Raw genomic sequence first — 14,470 nt, 5'->3', positions numbered from 1 at the left:
ATGGCTACGATTCATGTAGACGGCAAAGAATACGAAGTCAACGGGGCGGACAACCTGCTGGAAGCTTGTCTGTCTCTTGGCCTCGATATTCCGTACTTTTGCTGGCATCCGGCGCTGGGCAGCGTCGGTGCTTGCCGCCAGTGTGCGGTGAAGCAATATCAAAACGCGGAAGACACGCGTGGTCGCCTGGTGATGTCCTGTATGACGCCAGCCACCGAAGGCACCTTTATTTCGATTGATGACGAAGAAGCAAAACAGTTCCGTGAAAGCGTTGTGGAATGGTTGATGACCAACCACCCGCACGACTGCCCGGTCTGTGAAGAGGGCGGCAACTGCCACCTTCAGGATATGACCGTAATGACCGGTCACAGCTTCCGTCGCTATCGCTTTACTAAACGTACGCACCGTAACCAGGACCTGGGGCCGTTCATCTCTCACGAAATGAACCGCTGCATCGCCTGCTACCGCTGCGTGCGTTACTACAAAGATTACGCAGACGGTCAGGATCTGGGTGTGTATGGCGCACATGACAACGTCTACTTCGGTCGTCCGGAAGACGGTACGCTTGAGAGCGAATTCTCCGGTAACCTGGTAGAAATCTGTCCGACCGGCGTATTCACCGATAAAACTCACTCCGAGCGTTACAACCGTAAGTGGGACATGCAGTTTGCACCAAGCATCTGCCAGCAGTGTTCGCTGGGCTGTAACACCAGCCCGGGTGAGCGCTACGGCGAACTGCGTCGTATCGAAAACCGTTACAACGGTACCGTAAACCATTACTTCCTGTGCGACCGCGGTCGTTTCGGCTATGGCTATGTGAACCTGAAAGACCGTCCGCGTCAGCCGGTTCAGCGCCGTGGCGACGACTTTATCACCCTGAACGCTGAACAGGCGATGCAGGGTGCGGCAGATATTCTGCGCCAGTCGAAGAAAGTGATCGGTATCGGCTCCCCGCGTGCCAGCATCGAAAGCAACTTCGCGCTGCGTGAGCTGGTGGGGGCGGAAAACTTCTACACCGGTATCGCTCAGGGCGAGCAGGAACGTCTGCAGCTGGTACTGAAAGTGCTGCGCGAAGGCGGTATTCATACCCCTGCGCTGCGCGAAATCGAATCGTATGATGCGGTTCTGGTGCTGGGCGAAGATCTGACGCAGACCGGCGCTCGCGCGGCTCTGGCGGTTCGCCAGGCTGTGAAGGGTAAAGCACGTGAAATGGCAGCGGCACAGAAAGTGGCTGACTGGCAGATTGCGGCAATCCTTAACATCGGCCAGCGCGCGAAGCATCCTCTGTTTGTGACGAACGTCGACAACACCCGTCTGGACGATATCGCCGCGTGGACCTACTGCGCGCCGGTTGAAGATCAGGCGCGTCTTGGCTTTGCCATTGCCCATGCGCTGGACAATAACTCTCCGGCCGTTGAACTGGATCGTGACCTGCAAAGCAAAGTCGACGTGATTGTTCAGGCGCTGGTGGGGGCGAAGAAACCACTGATTATCTCCGGGACTAACGCCGGTAGCGCCGAGATCATTCAGGCTGCAGCGAACGTCGCCAAAGCCCTGAAAGGCCGCGGTGCGGACGTTGGTGTCACCATGATTGCCCGTGCGGTGAACAGCATCGGTCTGGGTATGATTGGCGGCGGCTCGCTGGAAGAAGCGTTAAGCGAACTGGAGTCCGGTGCTGCTGACGCCGTTGTGGTGCTGGAAAATGACCTGCATCGCCATGCCTCTGCCGCGCGCGTTGACGCTGCGCTCTCTAAAGCACCGCTGGTGATGGTAATCGACCATCAGCGCACCGCGATTATGGATAAAGCGCACCTGGTGCTCTCTGCGGCAAGCTTCGCAGAAAGCGACGGTACGGTTATCAACAACGAAGGCCGCGCACAGCGTTTCTTCCAGGTTTATGACCCGGCGTACTACGACAGCAACACCGTGATGCTGGAAAGCTGGCGCTGGCTGCACTCCCTGCACAGCACCGTGCAGAGCCGTGAAGTGGACTGGACGCAGCTCGACCACGTTATCGATGCGGTAGTCGAAAAACTGCCTCAGCTGGCGGGTATTAAAGATGCTGCGCCTGAAGCGAGCTTCCGTATTCGCGGCCAGAAACTGGCGCGTGAACCGCACCGTTACAGTGGCCGTACCGCGATGCGTGCCAATATCAGCGTGCACGAACCGCGTCAGCCGCAGGATAAAGACACCATGTTCGCCTTCTCCATGGAAGGGAACAACCAGCCGTCTGCGCCGCGTTCACAGATCCCATTCGCATGGGCGCCGGGCTGGAACTCCCCGCAGGCGTGGAACAAGTTCCAGGCGGAAGTGGGCGGTTCACTGCGTCACGGCGATCCGGGCGTGCGTCTGATTGAAGCCTCCGAAACCGGTCTGGACTTCTTCACCACCGTTCCGGCGAGCTTCCAGGCGCAGGACGGTTGCTGGCGTATTGCGCCGTACTACCATCTGTTTGGTAGCGACGAGCTGTCCCAGCGTTCACCGGTATTCCAGCAGCGTATGCCGCAGCCGTACATCAAGCTCAACCCGGCAGACGCCGCGAAGCTTGGCGTGAACGCGGGTGCGAACATTGCCTTTAGCTACGAGGGCCAGACCATCAGCTTGCCGCTGATTATCTCTGAAAGCCTGACAGCAGGGCAGGTCGGTCTGCCGATGGGTATGCCTGGCATCGCGCCGGTACTGGCGGGTGCGCGTCTTGATAACCTGCAGGAGGCAAAAGCATGAGTTGGTTAACGCCGGATCTTATCGACATCCTGCTGAGCATTCTGAAAGCGATTGTCATTCTGCTGGTGGTGGTCACCTGTGGTGCGTTCATGAGCTTTGGTGAACGTCGTCTGCTTGGTCTGTTCCAGAACCGTTATGGACCAAACCGCGTTGGCTGGGGGGGATCACTCCAGCTGGTCGCGGACATGATCAAGATGTTCTTCAAAGAGGACTGGATCCCACGCTTCTCGGATCGCGTGATCTTTACGCTGGCACCGATGATCGCCTTCACCTCGCTGCTGCTGGCGTTTGCTATCGTTCCTGTCAGCCCGACCTGGGTGGTGGCTGACCTGAACATCGGCATTCTGTTCTTCCTGATGATGGCAGGTCTCGCGGTTTACGCGGTACTGTTCGCAGGCTGGTCCAGTAACAACAAATACTCGCTGCTGGGTGCGATGCGTGCTTCCGCGCAGACGCTGAGCTACGAAGTGTTCCTGGGGCTCTCCCTGATGGGCGTGGTGGCGCAGGCCGGTTCATTCAACATGACCGACATCGTTAACAACCAGGCCGACATCTGGAACGTTATCCCGCAGTTCTTTGGTTTTGTTACCTTTGCTATCGCGGGCGTGGCGGTGTGTCACCGTCACCCGTTTGACCAGCCAGAAGCCGAACAGGAACTGGCCGACGGTTACCACATTGAATATTCCGGTATGAAATTCGGTCTGTTCTTCGTGGGCGAGTACATCGGTATCGTCACCATTTCCGCGTTGATGGTAACGCTGTTCTTTGGTGGCTGGCATGGCCCGTTCTTACCGCCGTTCATCTGGTTCGCGCTGAAAACCGCGTTCTTCATGATGATGTTCATTTTGATTCGCGCAGCGTTACCGCGTCCGCGTTATGACCAGGTAATGTCCTTCGGCTGGAAAGTGTGCCTGCCGCTGACGCTCGTCAACTTGTTGGTAACGGCGGCTGTCATTCTCTGGCAGCAGCCATAAGGGGCTAAAGACCATGACCTTAAAAGAATTACTGGTAGGCTTCGGTACCCAGGTACGCAGTATCTGGATGATCGGCCTGCACGCGTTTGCCAAACGCGAAACCCGGATGTACCCGGAAGAGCCGGTATATCTGCCGCCGCGCTACCGTGGCCGTATCGTGCTGACGCGCGACCCGGACGGCTCCGAGCGCTGCGTTGCCTGTAACCTGTGTGCGGTAGCGTGTCCGGTAGGCTGTATCTCTCTGCAGAAAGCAGAGACGGTAGACGGCCGCTGGTACCCTGAGTTCTTCCGCATCAACTTCTCACGCTGCATCTTCTGTGGTCTGTGTGAAGAAGCGTGCCCAACCACGGCGATTCAGCTCACCCCGGACTTCGAACTGGGTGAGTACAAGCGTCAGGACCTGGTGTACGAGAAAGAGGATCTGCTGATTTCCGGTCCGGGCAAATACCCGGAATATAACTTCTACCGGATGGCGGGTATGGCAATCGACGGCAAAGATAAGGGCGAAGCAGAGAACGAAGCCAAGCCTATCGACGTCAAGAGCCTGTTACCGTAAGGAGAGGGCAATGGAATTCGCTTTTTATATCTGTGGCCTTATCGCCATCCTGGCTACGCTACGAGTGATTACGCACACCAATCCGGTGCATGCGCTGCTGTACTTAATCATTTCGCTGCTGGCTATTTCCGGGGTGTTCTTTGCGCTCGGCGCGCACTTTGCCGGTGCGCTGGAAATCATCGTTTACGCCGGTGCCATCATGGTGCTGTTCGTCTTCGTGGTGATGATGCTGAACCTGGGCGGCTCTGAAATTGAGCAGGAACGTCAGTGGTTAAAACCGCAGGTGTGGATTGGCCCGGCAATTTTGTCGGCCATCATGCTGGTGGTGATTGTTTATGCCATTCTCGGCGTGAACGACCAGGGCATCGACGGTACGCCAATCGGCGCGAAAGAAGTGGGTATCACGCTGTTTGGCCCATACGTTCTGGCGGTTGAACTGGCCTCTATGCTGCTGCTGGCGGGTCTGGTTGTTGCCTTCCACGTTGGCCGCGAAGAGCGTGCTGGTGAGGTGCTGAGCAACCGCACTGACGACCGCGCGAAAAGAAAAACGGAGGAACGCGCATGATCCCCTTAACACATGGACTGATCCTCGCTGCGATTTTATTCGTTCTGGGCTTAACCGGTCTGGTTATCCGCCGCAATCTGCTGTTTATGCTGATCGGTCTGGAAATCATGATTAACGCCTCCGCGCTGGCCTTCGTGGTCGCCGGAAGCTACTGGGGCCAGACCGATGGTCAGGTGATGTACATTCTCGCCATCAGCCTCGCGGCTGCCGAAGCGAGTATTGGCCTGGCGCTGTTGCTGCAGCTCCATCGTCGCCGCCAGAACCTGAACATCGATTCAGTAAGTGAGTTGCGTGGATGAACATGCTTGCCTTAACCATTATTTTTCCGCTGATTGGCTTCGTGCTGCTGGCGTTTTCTCGCGGCCGCTGGTCTGAGAATCTGTCTGCGACCGTCGGCATGGGATCTGTCGGTCTGGCTGCGCTGGTAACAGCGTATGCGGGTATCGATTTCTTCAACAACGGGCGTCAGGCCTTCAGCGTGCCGCTGTGGACCTGGATGTCGGTCGGTGATTTCAACATCGGTTTTAACCTGGTGCTGGATGGTCTCTCGCTGACCATGCTCTCCGTGGTGACCGGCGTGGGCTTCCTGATCCACATGTTCGCCTCCTGGTACATGCGCGGTGAAGAGGGGTACTCCCGCTTCTTCGCCTACACCAACCTGTTTATCGCCAGCATGGTGGTTCTGGTGCTGGCCGATAACCTGCTGCTGATGTATCTGGGCTGGGAAGGCGTGGGTCTCTGTTCGTACCTGCTGATCGGGTTCTACTACACCGATCCGAAGAATGGCGCAGCGGCCATGAAAGCGTTCGTCGTGACCCGTGTGGGTGACGTCTTCCTCGCGTTCGCGCTGTTCATTCTCTACAACGAACTGGGCACGCTGAACTTCCGCGAAATGGTGGAACTGGCGCCGGCACACTTCGCCGCAGGCAACAACATGCTGTGGTGGGCAACGCTGATGCTGCTGGGTGGTGCTGTGGGTAAATCTGCACAGCTGCCGTTGCAGACATGGCTGGCCGACGCGATGGCGGGTCCAACCCCTGTCTCCGCGCTGATCCACGCCGCGACCATGGTTACCGCCGGTGTGTATCTGATTGCGCGTACCCATGGCCTGTTCCTGATGACCCCGGAAATTCTGCATCTGGTGGGTATCGTCGGTGCGGTCACGCTGGTGCTGGCAGGCTTTGCCGCGCTGGTGCAGACCGACATCAAACGCGTTCTTGCTTATTCCACCATGAGCCAGATTGGCTACATGTTCCTGGCGCTGGGCGTTCAGGCGTGGGACGCGGCGATTTTCCACCTGATGACGCACGCGTTCTTTAAAGCGCTGCTGTTCCTCTCATCCGGTTCCGTGATCCTGGCCTGCCATCACGAGCAGAACATCTTCAAGATGGGCGGACTGCGTAAGTCCATCCCGCTGGTGTATGTCTGCTTCCTGGTGGGCGGCGCGGCGCTGGCGGCACTGCCGCTAATTACCGCGGGCTTCTTCAGTAAGGACGAAATCCTTGCCGGTGCCATGGCGAATGGTCATATCAATCTGATGGTTGCGGGTCTGGTCGGTGCGTTCATGACCTCCCTGTATACCTTCCGTATGATTTTCATCGTATTCCACGGTAAAGAACAAATTCACGCTCACGCAGGGAAGGGGATTACTCACCACCTGCCGCTGATTGTGCTGCTGGTCCTGTCCACCTTCGTTGGCGCGATGATTGTGCCGCCGCTGCAGGGTGTACTGCCAGACACCACCGAGCTTGAGCACGGCCGCGTTCTGACGCTTGAAATCACCTCTGGTGTGGTCGCTATCGCGGGTATCCTGATTGCTGCATGGCTGTGGCTGGGCAAACGCACGCTGGTGACTGCCGTTGCCAACAGTGCGCCAGGCCGCCTGCTGGGCACCTGGTGGTACAACGCGTGGGGCTTCGACTGGCTGTACGACATGATCTTCGTTAAGCCGTTCCTGGGCATTGCGTGGCTGCTGAAGCGCGACCCACTGAACAGCCTGATGAATATCCCGGCGATCCTCTCCCGCTTTGCAGGTAAAGGCCTGCTGTACAGCGAGAACGGTTACCTGCGCTGGTATGTGGCGTCCATGAGCATCGGTGCGGTTGTCGTGCTGGCGCTACTGATGGTGTTGCGTTGATCGTAAAGTGAATTTTATTCGAATTCGTTGAAAATCAGGCCCCTGCTGGGGGCCTTAAAAAGGAATGTAAATCGCCATGTTACTACCCTGGCTAATATTAATTCCCTTCATCGGCGGCTTCCTGTGCTGGCAGACTGAACGCTTTGGCGTGAAGATGCCGCGCTGGATCGCGCTGATCACCATGGGATTGACGCTCGCGCTTGGTCTGCAACTCTGGTTGCAGGGTGGCTACTCCCTGACCCAGTCTGCGGGCATTCCGCAGTGGCAGTCTGAGTTTATCCTGCCGTGGATCCCACGTTTCGGCATTACGATCCACCTGGCGATAGACGGTCTGTCGCTGCTGATGGTGGTGCTGACCGGTCTGCTCGGCGTTCTGGCGGTACTTTGCTCCTGGCGAGAAATCGAAAAATACCAGGGCTTCTTCCACCTGAACCTGATGTGGATCCTGGGCGGCGTAATCGGCGTGTTCCTTGCCATCGACATGTTCCTGTTCTTCTTCTTCTGGGAGATGATGCTGGTGCCGATGTACTTCCTGATCGCGCTGTGGGGCCATAAGGCGTCCGACGGTAAAACGCGTATCACGGCGGCCACTAAGTTCTTCATCTATACCCAGGCGAGTGGTCTGGTGATGCTGATTGCCATTCTGGCGCTGGTGTTTGTGCACCACAATGCGACCGGTGTCTGGACCTTCAACTACGAAGACCTGCTGAAGACCCCGATGTCTCACGGTGTGGAATACCTGCTGATGCTCGGCTTCTTCATCGCCTTCGCGGTGAAAATGCCGGTAGTACCGCTGCACGGCTGGCTGCCAGACGCGCACTCTCAGGCGCCAACCGCAGGTTCTGTTGACCTGGCGGGCATCTTGCTGAAAACGGCAGCCTACGGTCTGCTGCGTTTCGCGCTGCCACTGTTCCCGAACGCGTCCGCTGAGTTCGCACCGATTGCCATGTGGCTGGGTGTGATTGGTATCTTCTACGGTGCCTGGATGGCATTCACGCAGTACGACATCAAACGTCTGATTGCGTACACCTCCGTTTCCCACATGGGCTTCGTGCTGATTGCTATCTACACCGGCAGCCAGCTGGCGTACCAGGGCGCGGTGATCCAGATGATTGCGCACGGTCTGTCCGCAGCCGGTCTCTTCATCCTCTGTGGTCAGCTGTACGAACGTCTGCACACCCGTGACATGCGTATGATGGGCGGTCTGTGGAGCAAAATTAAGTGGCTGCCGGCGCTGTCCATGTTCTTCGCGGTGGCGACCCTGGGTATGCCAGGTACCGGTAACTTCGTCGGCGAATTTATGATTCTGTTCGGCAGCTTCAAAGTGGTACCGATGATTACCGTCATCTCCACCTTTGGTCTGGTGTTCGCGTCCGTCTACTCGCTGGCGATGCTGCACCGTGCTTACTTCGGTAAAGCGAAGAGCGAAATTGCTGCACAAGAACTGCCGGGGATGTCGCTGCGTGAGCTGTTCATCATCCTGCTGCTGGTCGTACTGCTGGTGCTGCTGGGCTTCTTCCCGCAGCCGATTCTGGATACCTCGCACTCCGCGATGGGTAATATCCAGCAGTGGTTTGTTAATTCTGCTTCTACTACAAGGCCGTAATTCGCCATGACAATAACTCCACAACAACTGATCGCGCTGCTACCGCTGCTGATCGTCGGATTGACGGTGGTGGTTGTGATGCTCTCCATTGCGTGGCGACGCAATCACTTCCTGAATGCCACGCTGTCGGTCATCGGACTGAACGCCGCGTTAGTCTCTCTCTGGTTTGTTGGCCAGGGCGGGGCGATGGACGTCACCCCGCTGATGCGCGTTGACGGCTATGCCATGCTGTACACGGGGCTGGTTCTGCTGGCGAGCCTGGCGACCTGTACCTTTGCCTATCCGTGGCTCGAAGGCTACAACGACAACAAAGAAGAGTTTTACCTGCTGGTACTGATTGCCGCACTCGGCGGCATTCTGCTGGCGAATGCAAACCATCTGGCTGCGCTGTTCCTCGGCATTGAGCTGATCTCTCTGCCGCTGTTCGGCCTGATTGGTTACGCCTTCCGTCAGAAGCGCTCTCTGGAAGCGAGCATCAAGTACACCATCCTGTCTGCTGCTGCCTCGTCCTTCCTGTTGTTTGGTATTGCGCTGCTGTACGCGCAGACCGGTAACCTTTCGTTTATGGCGCTTGGTAAGAGCCTCGGCGACGGCATGCTGCACGAGCCGCTGCTGCTGGCGGGTCTGGGCATGATGATTGTTGGCCTCGGCTTTAAACTCTCTCTGGTTCCGTTCCACCTGTGGACCCCGGATGTTTACCAGGGCGCACCGGCGCCGGTTTCTACCTTCCTGGCGACGGCGAGCAAAATCGCTATCTTCGGTGTGGTCATGCGCCTGTTCCTGTACGCACCGGTAGGTGACAGCGAAGCAGTTCGCACGGTGCTGGGGATTATCGCGTTCGTCTCCATCATCTTCGGTAACCTGATGGCGCTGAGCCAGACCAACATTAAACGTCTGCTGGGTTACTCCTCCATCTCTCATCTGGGCTACCTGCTGGTGGCACTGATTGCGCTGCAGAGCGGTGAGATGTCGATGGAAACCGTAGGCGTTTACCTGGCCGGTTACCTGTTCAGCAGCCTCGGCGCGTTCGGCGTGGTGAGCCTGATGTCCAGCCCGTACCGTGGCCCGGATGCAGATTCACTGTTCTCCTACCGTGGCCTGTTCTGGCACCGTCCGATCCTGTCTGCGGTGATGACCGTGATGATGCTCTCTCTGGCGGGTATCCCAATGACGCTGGGCTTCATCGGTAAGTTCTACGTGCTGGCTGTCGGTGTGCAGGCGCACCTGTGGTGGCTGACTGCGGGCGTGGTTATCGGCTCGGCAATCGGTCTGTACTACTATCTGCGTGTGGCCGTGAGCCTGTATCTGAGCGCGCCTCAGCAACTCAACCGCGACGCACCAGGCAACTGGCAGTACAGCGCCGGTGGTATTGTGGTGCTGATCTCCGCGCTGCTGGTGCTGATCTTCGGTATCTATCCGCAGCCGCTGATTGATATCGTGCAGCGAGCAATGCCGCTGATGTAAAAGCAAAAAACCCGCCTCGGCGGGTTTTTTTATGGTTTTCGCCCTCTCCCTGTGGGAGAGGGGCGGGGTGAGGGCACCAGCCCGCACCAGACTTAAGCCAGCTGTTTCCTGCTAATCAACGGCCCGTCAATCTTCTTCATCGAACGGTCCAGCACCTCTTCAATCACCGACGACAGCTCGTTCAGCTCAAACTTCGCCACGTAGCCGTCGGCCTTCACTTTACGAATATGATCTTCGTTGGCGTTGCCCGAAAGCGAAGAGTGGATCACAACAGGAATATCTTTCAGCAGCGGATCGGTTTTGATTTTGCGCGTCAGCGTGAAACCGTCCATCTCTGGCATTTCGAGGTCGGTCAGCACCAGGGCAATTTTATCGGTGATCGGCACCCCTTCAGCCTGCGCCTGCGCGGCCAGCACGCCAATTTTCTCCCATGCGTCTTTACCGGTGATATGCAGCTGCGCCGGGATCTCCATAGCCTGCAGACCCTTCTCCAGCATGGAGCGCGCAACTTTGGAATCTTCCGCCACAATCGCCACAGCGCCAGGCTTGATGTGGAACTTAGTGGTCTGCAGATTCGTGGCGTGCAGATCGTGGTTGGCCGGCGTGATGTCATACAGGATCTGCTCAACGTCCAGCACCATCGCCAGCTCGTTGGTATCGGTCTTTTCGTCCAGACAGGCGATACTGGTGATGTAACGTCCGCTGACGGCGGTTTCCGCCGCGTGGACCTGCTTCCAGTCGAGGCGCATGATGTTCTCAACCGATTCCACCGCAAACGCCTGCACGCTGCGGGCATATTCGGTGATCAGCAGGATGTTGAGCCCCGTCGTCGGCTTACAGCCCGCCACCGCGGCCAGGTCGATCACCGGGATCACCTGATCGCGGATATTCACCATCCCCATCAGCGGGGACTTCATCCCTGCGGGTTTGGTGAACTCCGGCATCGGCACAATTTCACGCAGCTTAAAGACGTTAATGCCAAACAGCTCGGATTTATTTTCATTCAGAGACGTGCCCAGACGGAACAGCAACAGCTCAAAACGATTCGACAGGGTGAGATTTGCCCTGTCATCAATATCTTTCTGGAAATTATCCATTCTACCCTCAAGTGAAATGCTGCCCTTTTAATCGTTATCGGCATCCTGAGAGAAAAATGAAGGACTAAACGCTGACCTTAGTGAAATCGTTGGCCAGCTCACACGCCGGGAACACGTCGCGGCACTCTGCCAGCAGTTTTTCACAGCCGTGGGCGTCATAGCGCGAGCTGACATGGGTGACAATCAATCTTCCAACGTTCGCTTCACGGGCAAGCGCCGCCGCCTGACGTGTTGAGCTGTGACCCCGGCTGTTGGCTTTCTCTTCCATCGCCGTTTCAAGCGTGGCTTCGTGCACCATCACATCCACCTCTCGCGCCAGTTGCAGGGCCGCAGGGCAGGGCGCGGTATCGCCAAAAATCGCCAGTTTTTTCCCTGGCTGCGGTGGGGCGAGATAGTCCTGGCCATTAATCGTGCGACCGTCCTCAAGCGTGACGGTATCGCCCTGTTTCAGTCGCTGGAAAAGCGGTCCGGGCTTCACACCATCGGCAATCAGCGCAGCGGCGTCGAGCGCGCCGGGCTTATCATGCGCTTCGATGCGGTAGCCATAGCACTCAACCGGATGATTCAGCGGCCGGGCGGTGACGGTATAGTCCCCGTCATCCAAAACCAGCCCCTCGGTTATCTCAATCACCTCCAGCGGATAATCCGTCCATGACCCGCTCAGGCGCAGCGTGGTTTCAACAAACTCACCAGTACCCGCCGGCCCGTAAATCGTCAGCGGGTTGGCATTACCCGCCATCGAACGACTGCACAGCAGGCCCGGCAGGCCAAACAGGTGATCGCCATGCAGATGCGTGATAAAGATCTTATCCAGCTTACCGGGATGATAAGCGGTGTGTAACAGTTGATGCTGCGTTCCTTCGCCACAGTCAAACAGCCACAGTCCGCCACGGGTTGGGTGCTGCAGATCCAGCAGGATCGCGGTCACGTTTCGTGTGCGTGTTGGCACGCCAGCGGACGTACCCAGAAAAATCAGTTCCATAACGTAATCAGCCCTTTGCCGAATGGGGGAGGGTTTAGTATAACGTGATGAACCCAGGAAGGAGACCGACATGATCCAGTGGCAAGATTTACACCATAGTGAACTCACCGTTCAGACACTGTACGCCCTGCTCAAACTGCGCTGCGAAGTGTTTGTTGTGGAACAAACCTGCCCGTATCAGGACATCGATGGTGATGATCTGGTGGGCGAGAACCGCCATATTCTCGGCTGGAGGGATAACGAGCTGGTGGCGTATGCGAGGATTCTGAAAAGCGAGGACGATTTTGAGCCTGTCGTTATTGGTCGCGTCATTATTAGCGGCAAGGCGCGCGGTGAAAAACTGGGCTATCAGTTGATGGAAAAAACGCTGGAGGCATGCCAAAAACAGTGGCCAGACAAGGCGTTATACCTTGGCGCACAGGCGCACCTTCAGTCTTTCTACGGCCACTTTGGCTTTATGCCGGTCACGGACGTGTACGACGAAGACGGCATTCCTCATATCGGTATGGCGCGGGAAGTGAAACAGGCGTAATGGCAGGTCGTTGGCTATAGTTAGCGGACTGGTGTACTAACATGGAGAAAAATATGTCATTTCAATCCTGGGATACCCGTGTCGATGACGACCTGACGTTACTGAGCGAAACGCTGGAAGAGGTGTTACGTTCGTCCGGCGACCCTGCCGATCAGAAATATATCGAACTCAAGGCACGTGCCGAACAGGCGCTACATGATGTCAAAACCCGCGTCAGCCATGCGTCCGACAATTACTACTACCGCGCAAAAAAAGCGGTGTATCGCGCCGATGATTACGTCCATGAAAAACCGTGGCAAGGCATTGGTGTCGGTGCGGCGGTGGGTCTGGTGCTGGGGCTGCTTCTGGCCCGTCGTTAACCCCTGAATCGGACGCTTAACCCCTCCCTATACGTGGGTACTGATATTTCTGATGGTACCCCGTATACTAAGCGTTTTTACAGGGAGAGGTTCGCGTGCATTCGATTTCCAACGCGCTGGAACGTCTGCGTACTCAGCTTGCGCAAGCGTTACCCGCTACACCCGGCTTACGTCACGTTGACGTCTCTTTCCCGTTAAACGACGCTTTCGACCCTCTCGCCTGGCTTGGTGCTCAGTGCCTCTTTCCCCAGTTTTACTGGCAGCAGCGTAACGGTGATGAAGAGCTGGCTGCGCTGGGCGCCGTCATCCATTTTTCCTCCCTGGCTCAGGCTTCGCAGTTTTTACAGCAACAGCCTGTAGCGAACGACACGCGGATCTGCGGCCTGAATGCCTTCACCCCGGAGCAGGGCAGTCTCTTTTTACCCCGCCTGCTGTGGCGACGTTCTGCCGGGACCGCCACGTTGCGTCTGCAGCTGTGGAGTGACCGCTCCCTTCAGGAGGATGCCGACGCGGCGCTGGCGTTCTTACAGCAGCTTCGCGATGCCCGCCCAATCCGCCCGCTCTCCGCCCAGGTAGTGCAGGAGACCCATCAGCCGCAAAAACCGGAATGGCTGCGCCTTATCCGTCAGGCGACAGAGACCATTGCGCGCGGCGAAGTCGAAAAGGTGGTGCTCGCCCGGGCAACCGATCTGCAGTTCAGTCAGCCGGTGAATGCCGTGGCGCTGATGGCGGCCAGCCGTGCCCTGAATCTGAACTGCTATCATTTCTGCATGGTTTTCGATGCCAGCAACGCGTTTCTTGGCTCCACACCTGAACGCCTGTGGCGGCGGCGCGGCAACCTGCTGCGTACCGAAGCGCTGGCCGGTACCGTCGCCAGCCATCCCGACGACAAGCAGGCCCGCCTTCTGGGCGACTGGCTGATGAACGATGATAAAAACCAGCGTGAAAACATGCTGGTGGTAGAGGATATCTGCCAGCGGCTGCAGCACCATACCCGGACGCTGGAGGTCCTGCCAGCACAGGTTATGCGGTTGCGCAAAGTGCAGCATCTTCGCCGCTGCATCTGGACCGAGCTCAAGCATGCGGATGATGAGCAATGTCTGCATGTGTTGCAGCCGACGGCTGCGGTTGCCGGGTTACCGCGCCAGCCAGCACGCGAATTCATACACCGCGTTGAACCTTTCGACCGGGAGTGGTATGCCGGATCCGCCGGATATCTGTCGCCAGAACAAAGCGAGTTCTGCGTGGCCCTGCGCTCGGCACGCGTCCATGACGCCACCGTCCGTCTTTACGCCGGGGCGGGGATCGTCAGCGGTTCCGATCCGGAACAGGAATGGCAGGAGATCGAAAATAAAGCCGCAGGCTTGCGCTCTCTGCTCCTGAAGGATTAGTACTGATTCGCGCAATCCCGATTCATATCAAAATTCTATTTTTTTCTATTATTTATACTGTGTCGCATTCTTGATACCGGACA

13 protein-coding genes are annotated in these 14,470 nt (G+C 57.2%); 11 read left to right on the top strand and 2 right to left on the bottom strand.

Annotated features, from left to right (window positions below):
* From nuoG to nuoN, 8 genes are all read left to right on the top strand, one after another.
* Window positions 1–2,724, top strand: coding sequence for an NADH-quinone oxidoreductase subunit NuoG (gene nuoG, locus ACQG22_RS16395; RefSeq protein ID WP_146257256.1), 2,724 nt, complete (start codon window positions 1–3; stop codon window positions 2,722–2,724).
* Complete coding sequence (nuoH, locus tag ACQG22_RS16390) at window positions 2,721–3,698, top strand: NADH-quinone oxidoreductase subunit NuoH (RefSeq protein ID WP_013098104.1); 978 nt, start codon at window positions 2,721–2,723, stop codon at window positions 3,696–3,698. The genes nuoG and nuoH overlap by 4 nt, the downstream gene beginning before the upstream one ends.
* A gap of 13 nt (window positions 3,699–3,711) precedes the next feature.
* A complete protein-coding gene (gene nuoI, locus ACQG22_RS16385; protein ID WP_003861491.1) occupies window positions 3,712–4,254 on the top strand; it encodes an NADH-quinone oxidoreductase subunit NuoI in 543 nt (180 codons plus the stop codon).
* Between the two features lie 10 nt (window positions 4,255–4,264).
* Window positions 4,265–4,819 (top strand): NADH-quinone oxidoreductase subunit J, encoded by a 555-nt coding sequence (gene nuoJ, locus ACQG22_RS16380; RefSeq protein WP_008500212.1) that lies wholly within the window; start codon window positions 4,265–4,267, stop codon window positions 4,817–4,819.
* Window positions 4,816–5,118: an NADH-quinone oxidoreductase subunit NuoK gene (gene nuoK / locus ACQG22_RS16375; RefSeq protein WP_003861496.1), complete on the top strand. Its 303-nt coding sequence runs from the start codon at window positions 4,816–4,818 to the stop codon at window positions 5,116–5,118. The genes nuoJ and nuoK overlap by 4 nt, the downstream gene beginning before the upstream one ends.
* Window positions 5,115–6,956 carry an NADH-quinone oxidoreductase subunit L gene (nuoL, locus tag ACQG22_RS16370; RefSeq protein WP_014832758.1) on the top strand — a complete coding sequence of 614 codons (1,842 nt, stop codon included), beginning with the start codon at window positions 5,115–5,117 and terminating at the stop codon, window positions 6,954–6,956. The genes nuoK and nuoL overlap by 4 nt, the downstream gene beginning before the upstream one ends.
* 76 nt (window positions 6,957–7,032) lie before the next feature.
* Entirely contained in the window at window positions 7,033–8,562 is a 1,530-nt protein-coding gene (gene nuoM, locus ACQG22_RS16365) for an NADH-quinone oxidoreductase subunit M (RefSeq protein WP_013098102.1), read from the top strand.
* Window positions 8,563–8,568: 6 nt separating this feature from the next.
* Complete coding sequence (gene nuoN, locus ACQG22_RS16360) at window positions 8,569–10,026, top strand: NADH-quinone oxidoreductase subunit NuoN (protein ID WP_014832756.1); 1,458 nt, start codon at window positions 8,569–8,571, stop codon at window positions 10,024–10,026.
* Between the two features lie 92 nt (window positions 10,027–10,118).
* Here nuoN and ACQG22_RS16355 read toward each other — a convergent pair whose 3' ends face one another.
* Together ACQG22_RS16355 and rbn are read right to left on the bottom strand one after the other, a co-directional pair.
* Window positions 10,119–11,123: a chemotaxis protein gene (locus tag ACQG22_RS16355; RefSeq protein WP_013098100.1), complete on the bottom strand. Its 1,005-nt coding sequence runs from the start codon at window positions 11,121–11,123 to the stop codon at window positions 10,119–10,121.
* A gap of 64 nt (window positions 11,124–11,187) precedes the next feature.
* The gene (gene rbn, locus ACQG22_RS16350) at window positions 11,188–12,105 is read right to left on the bottom strand and encodes a ribonuclease BN (protein WP_045292167.1); all 918 of its coding nucleotides are present in this window, start codon (window positions 12,103–12,105) and stop codon (window positions 11,188–11,190) included.
* Window positions 12,106–12,175: 70 nt separating this feature from the next.
* On the opposite strand from rbn, the gene ACQG22_RS16345 reads away from it, so the two are divergent.
* The 3 genes from ACQG22_RS16345 to menF all read left to right on the top strand — a co-directional run bounded on the left by ACQG22_RS16345 (window position 12,176) and on the right by menF (window position 14,387).
* Window positions 12,176–12,637, top strand: a complete 462-nt coding sequence (locus tag ACQG22_RS16345) for a GNAT family N-acetyltransferase (protein WP_038983959.1) — start codon at window positions 12,176–12,178, stop codon at window positions 12,635–12,637.
* 53 nt (window positions 12,638–12,690) lie between these two features.
* Window positions 12,691–12,996, top strand: coding sequence for a stress response protein ElaB (elaB, locus tag ACQG22_RS16340; RefSeq protein WP_028028061.1), 306 nt, complete (start codon window positions 12,691–12,693; stop codon window positions 12,994–12,996).
* Between the two features lie 95 nt (window positions 12,997–13,091).
* Window positions 13,092–14,387: an isochorismate synthase MenF gene (gene menF, locus ACQG22_RS16335; RefSeq protein ID WP_013098096.1), complete on the top strand. Its 1,296-nt coding sequence runs from the start codon at window positions 13,092–13,094 to the stop codon at window positions 14,385–14,387.
* The last annotated feature ends 83 nt before the right edge of the window (window positions 14,388–14,470 follow it).

The organism is Enterobacter cloacae complex sp. 309I3 (assembly GCF_050031595.1).
In the GTDB taxonomy this organism is placed as follows: Bacteria; Pseudomonadota; Gammaproteobacteria; order Enterobacterales; family Enterobacteriaceae; genus Enterobacter; species Enterobacter cloacae.
Note: the sequence above shows the minus strand (reverse complement) of the source record. Positions and strands in the feature narration are given on the sequence as shown.

What these genes read in the sequence shown, in the direction of transcription:
- nuoG (WP_146257256.1), top strand. Translation starts at nt 1, where the DNA reads ATGGCTACGATTCATGTAGACGGCAAAGAATACGAAGTCAACGGGGCG.
- nuoH (WP_013098104.1), top strand. Translation starts at nt 2,721, where the DNA reads ATGAGTTGGTTAACGCCGGATCTTATCGACATCCTGCTGAGCATTCTG.
- nuoI (WP_003861491.1), top strand. Translation starts at nt 3,712, where the DNA reads ATGACCTTAAAAGAATTACTGGTAGGCTTCGGTACCCAGGTACGCAGT.
- nuoJ (WP_008500212.1), top strand. Translation starts at nt 4,265, where the DNA reads ATGGAATTCGCTTTTTATATCTGTGGCCTTATCGCCATCCTGGCTACG.
- nuoK (WP_003861496.1), top strand. Translation starts at nt 4,816, where the DNA reads ATGATCCCCTTAACACATGGACTGATCCTCGCTGCGATTTTATTCGTT.
- nuoL (WP_014832758.1), top strand. Translation starts at nt 5,115, where the DNA reads ATGAACATGCTTGCCTTAACCATTATTTTTCCGCTGATTGGCTTCGTG.
- nuoM (WP_013098102.1), top strand. Translation starts at nt 7,033, where the DNA reads ATGTTACTACCCTGGCTAATATTAATTCCCTTCATCGGCGGCTTCCTG.
- nuoN (WP_014832756.1), top strand. Translation starts at nt 8,569, where the DNA reads ATGACAATAACTCCACAACAACTGATCGCGCTGCTACCGCTGCTGATC.
- ACQG22_RS16355 (WP_013098100.1), bottom strand. Translation starts at nt 11,123, where the DNA reads ATGGATAATTTCCAGAAAGATATTGATGACAGGGCAAATCTCACCCTG.
- rbn (WP_045292167.1), bottom strand. Translation starts at nt 12,105, where the DNA reads ATGGAACTGATTTTTCTGGGTACGTCCGCTGGCGTGCCAACACGCACA.
- ACQG22_RS16345 (WP_038983959.1), top strand. Translation starts at nt 12,176, where the DNA reads ATGATCCAGTGGCAAGATTTACACCATAGTGAACTCACCGTTCAGACA.
- elaB (WP_028028061.1), top strand. Translation starts at nt 12,691, where the DNA reads ATGTCATTTCAATCCTGGGATACCCGTGTCGATGACGACCTGACGTTA.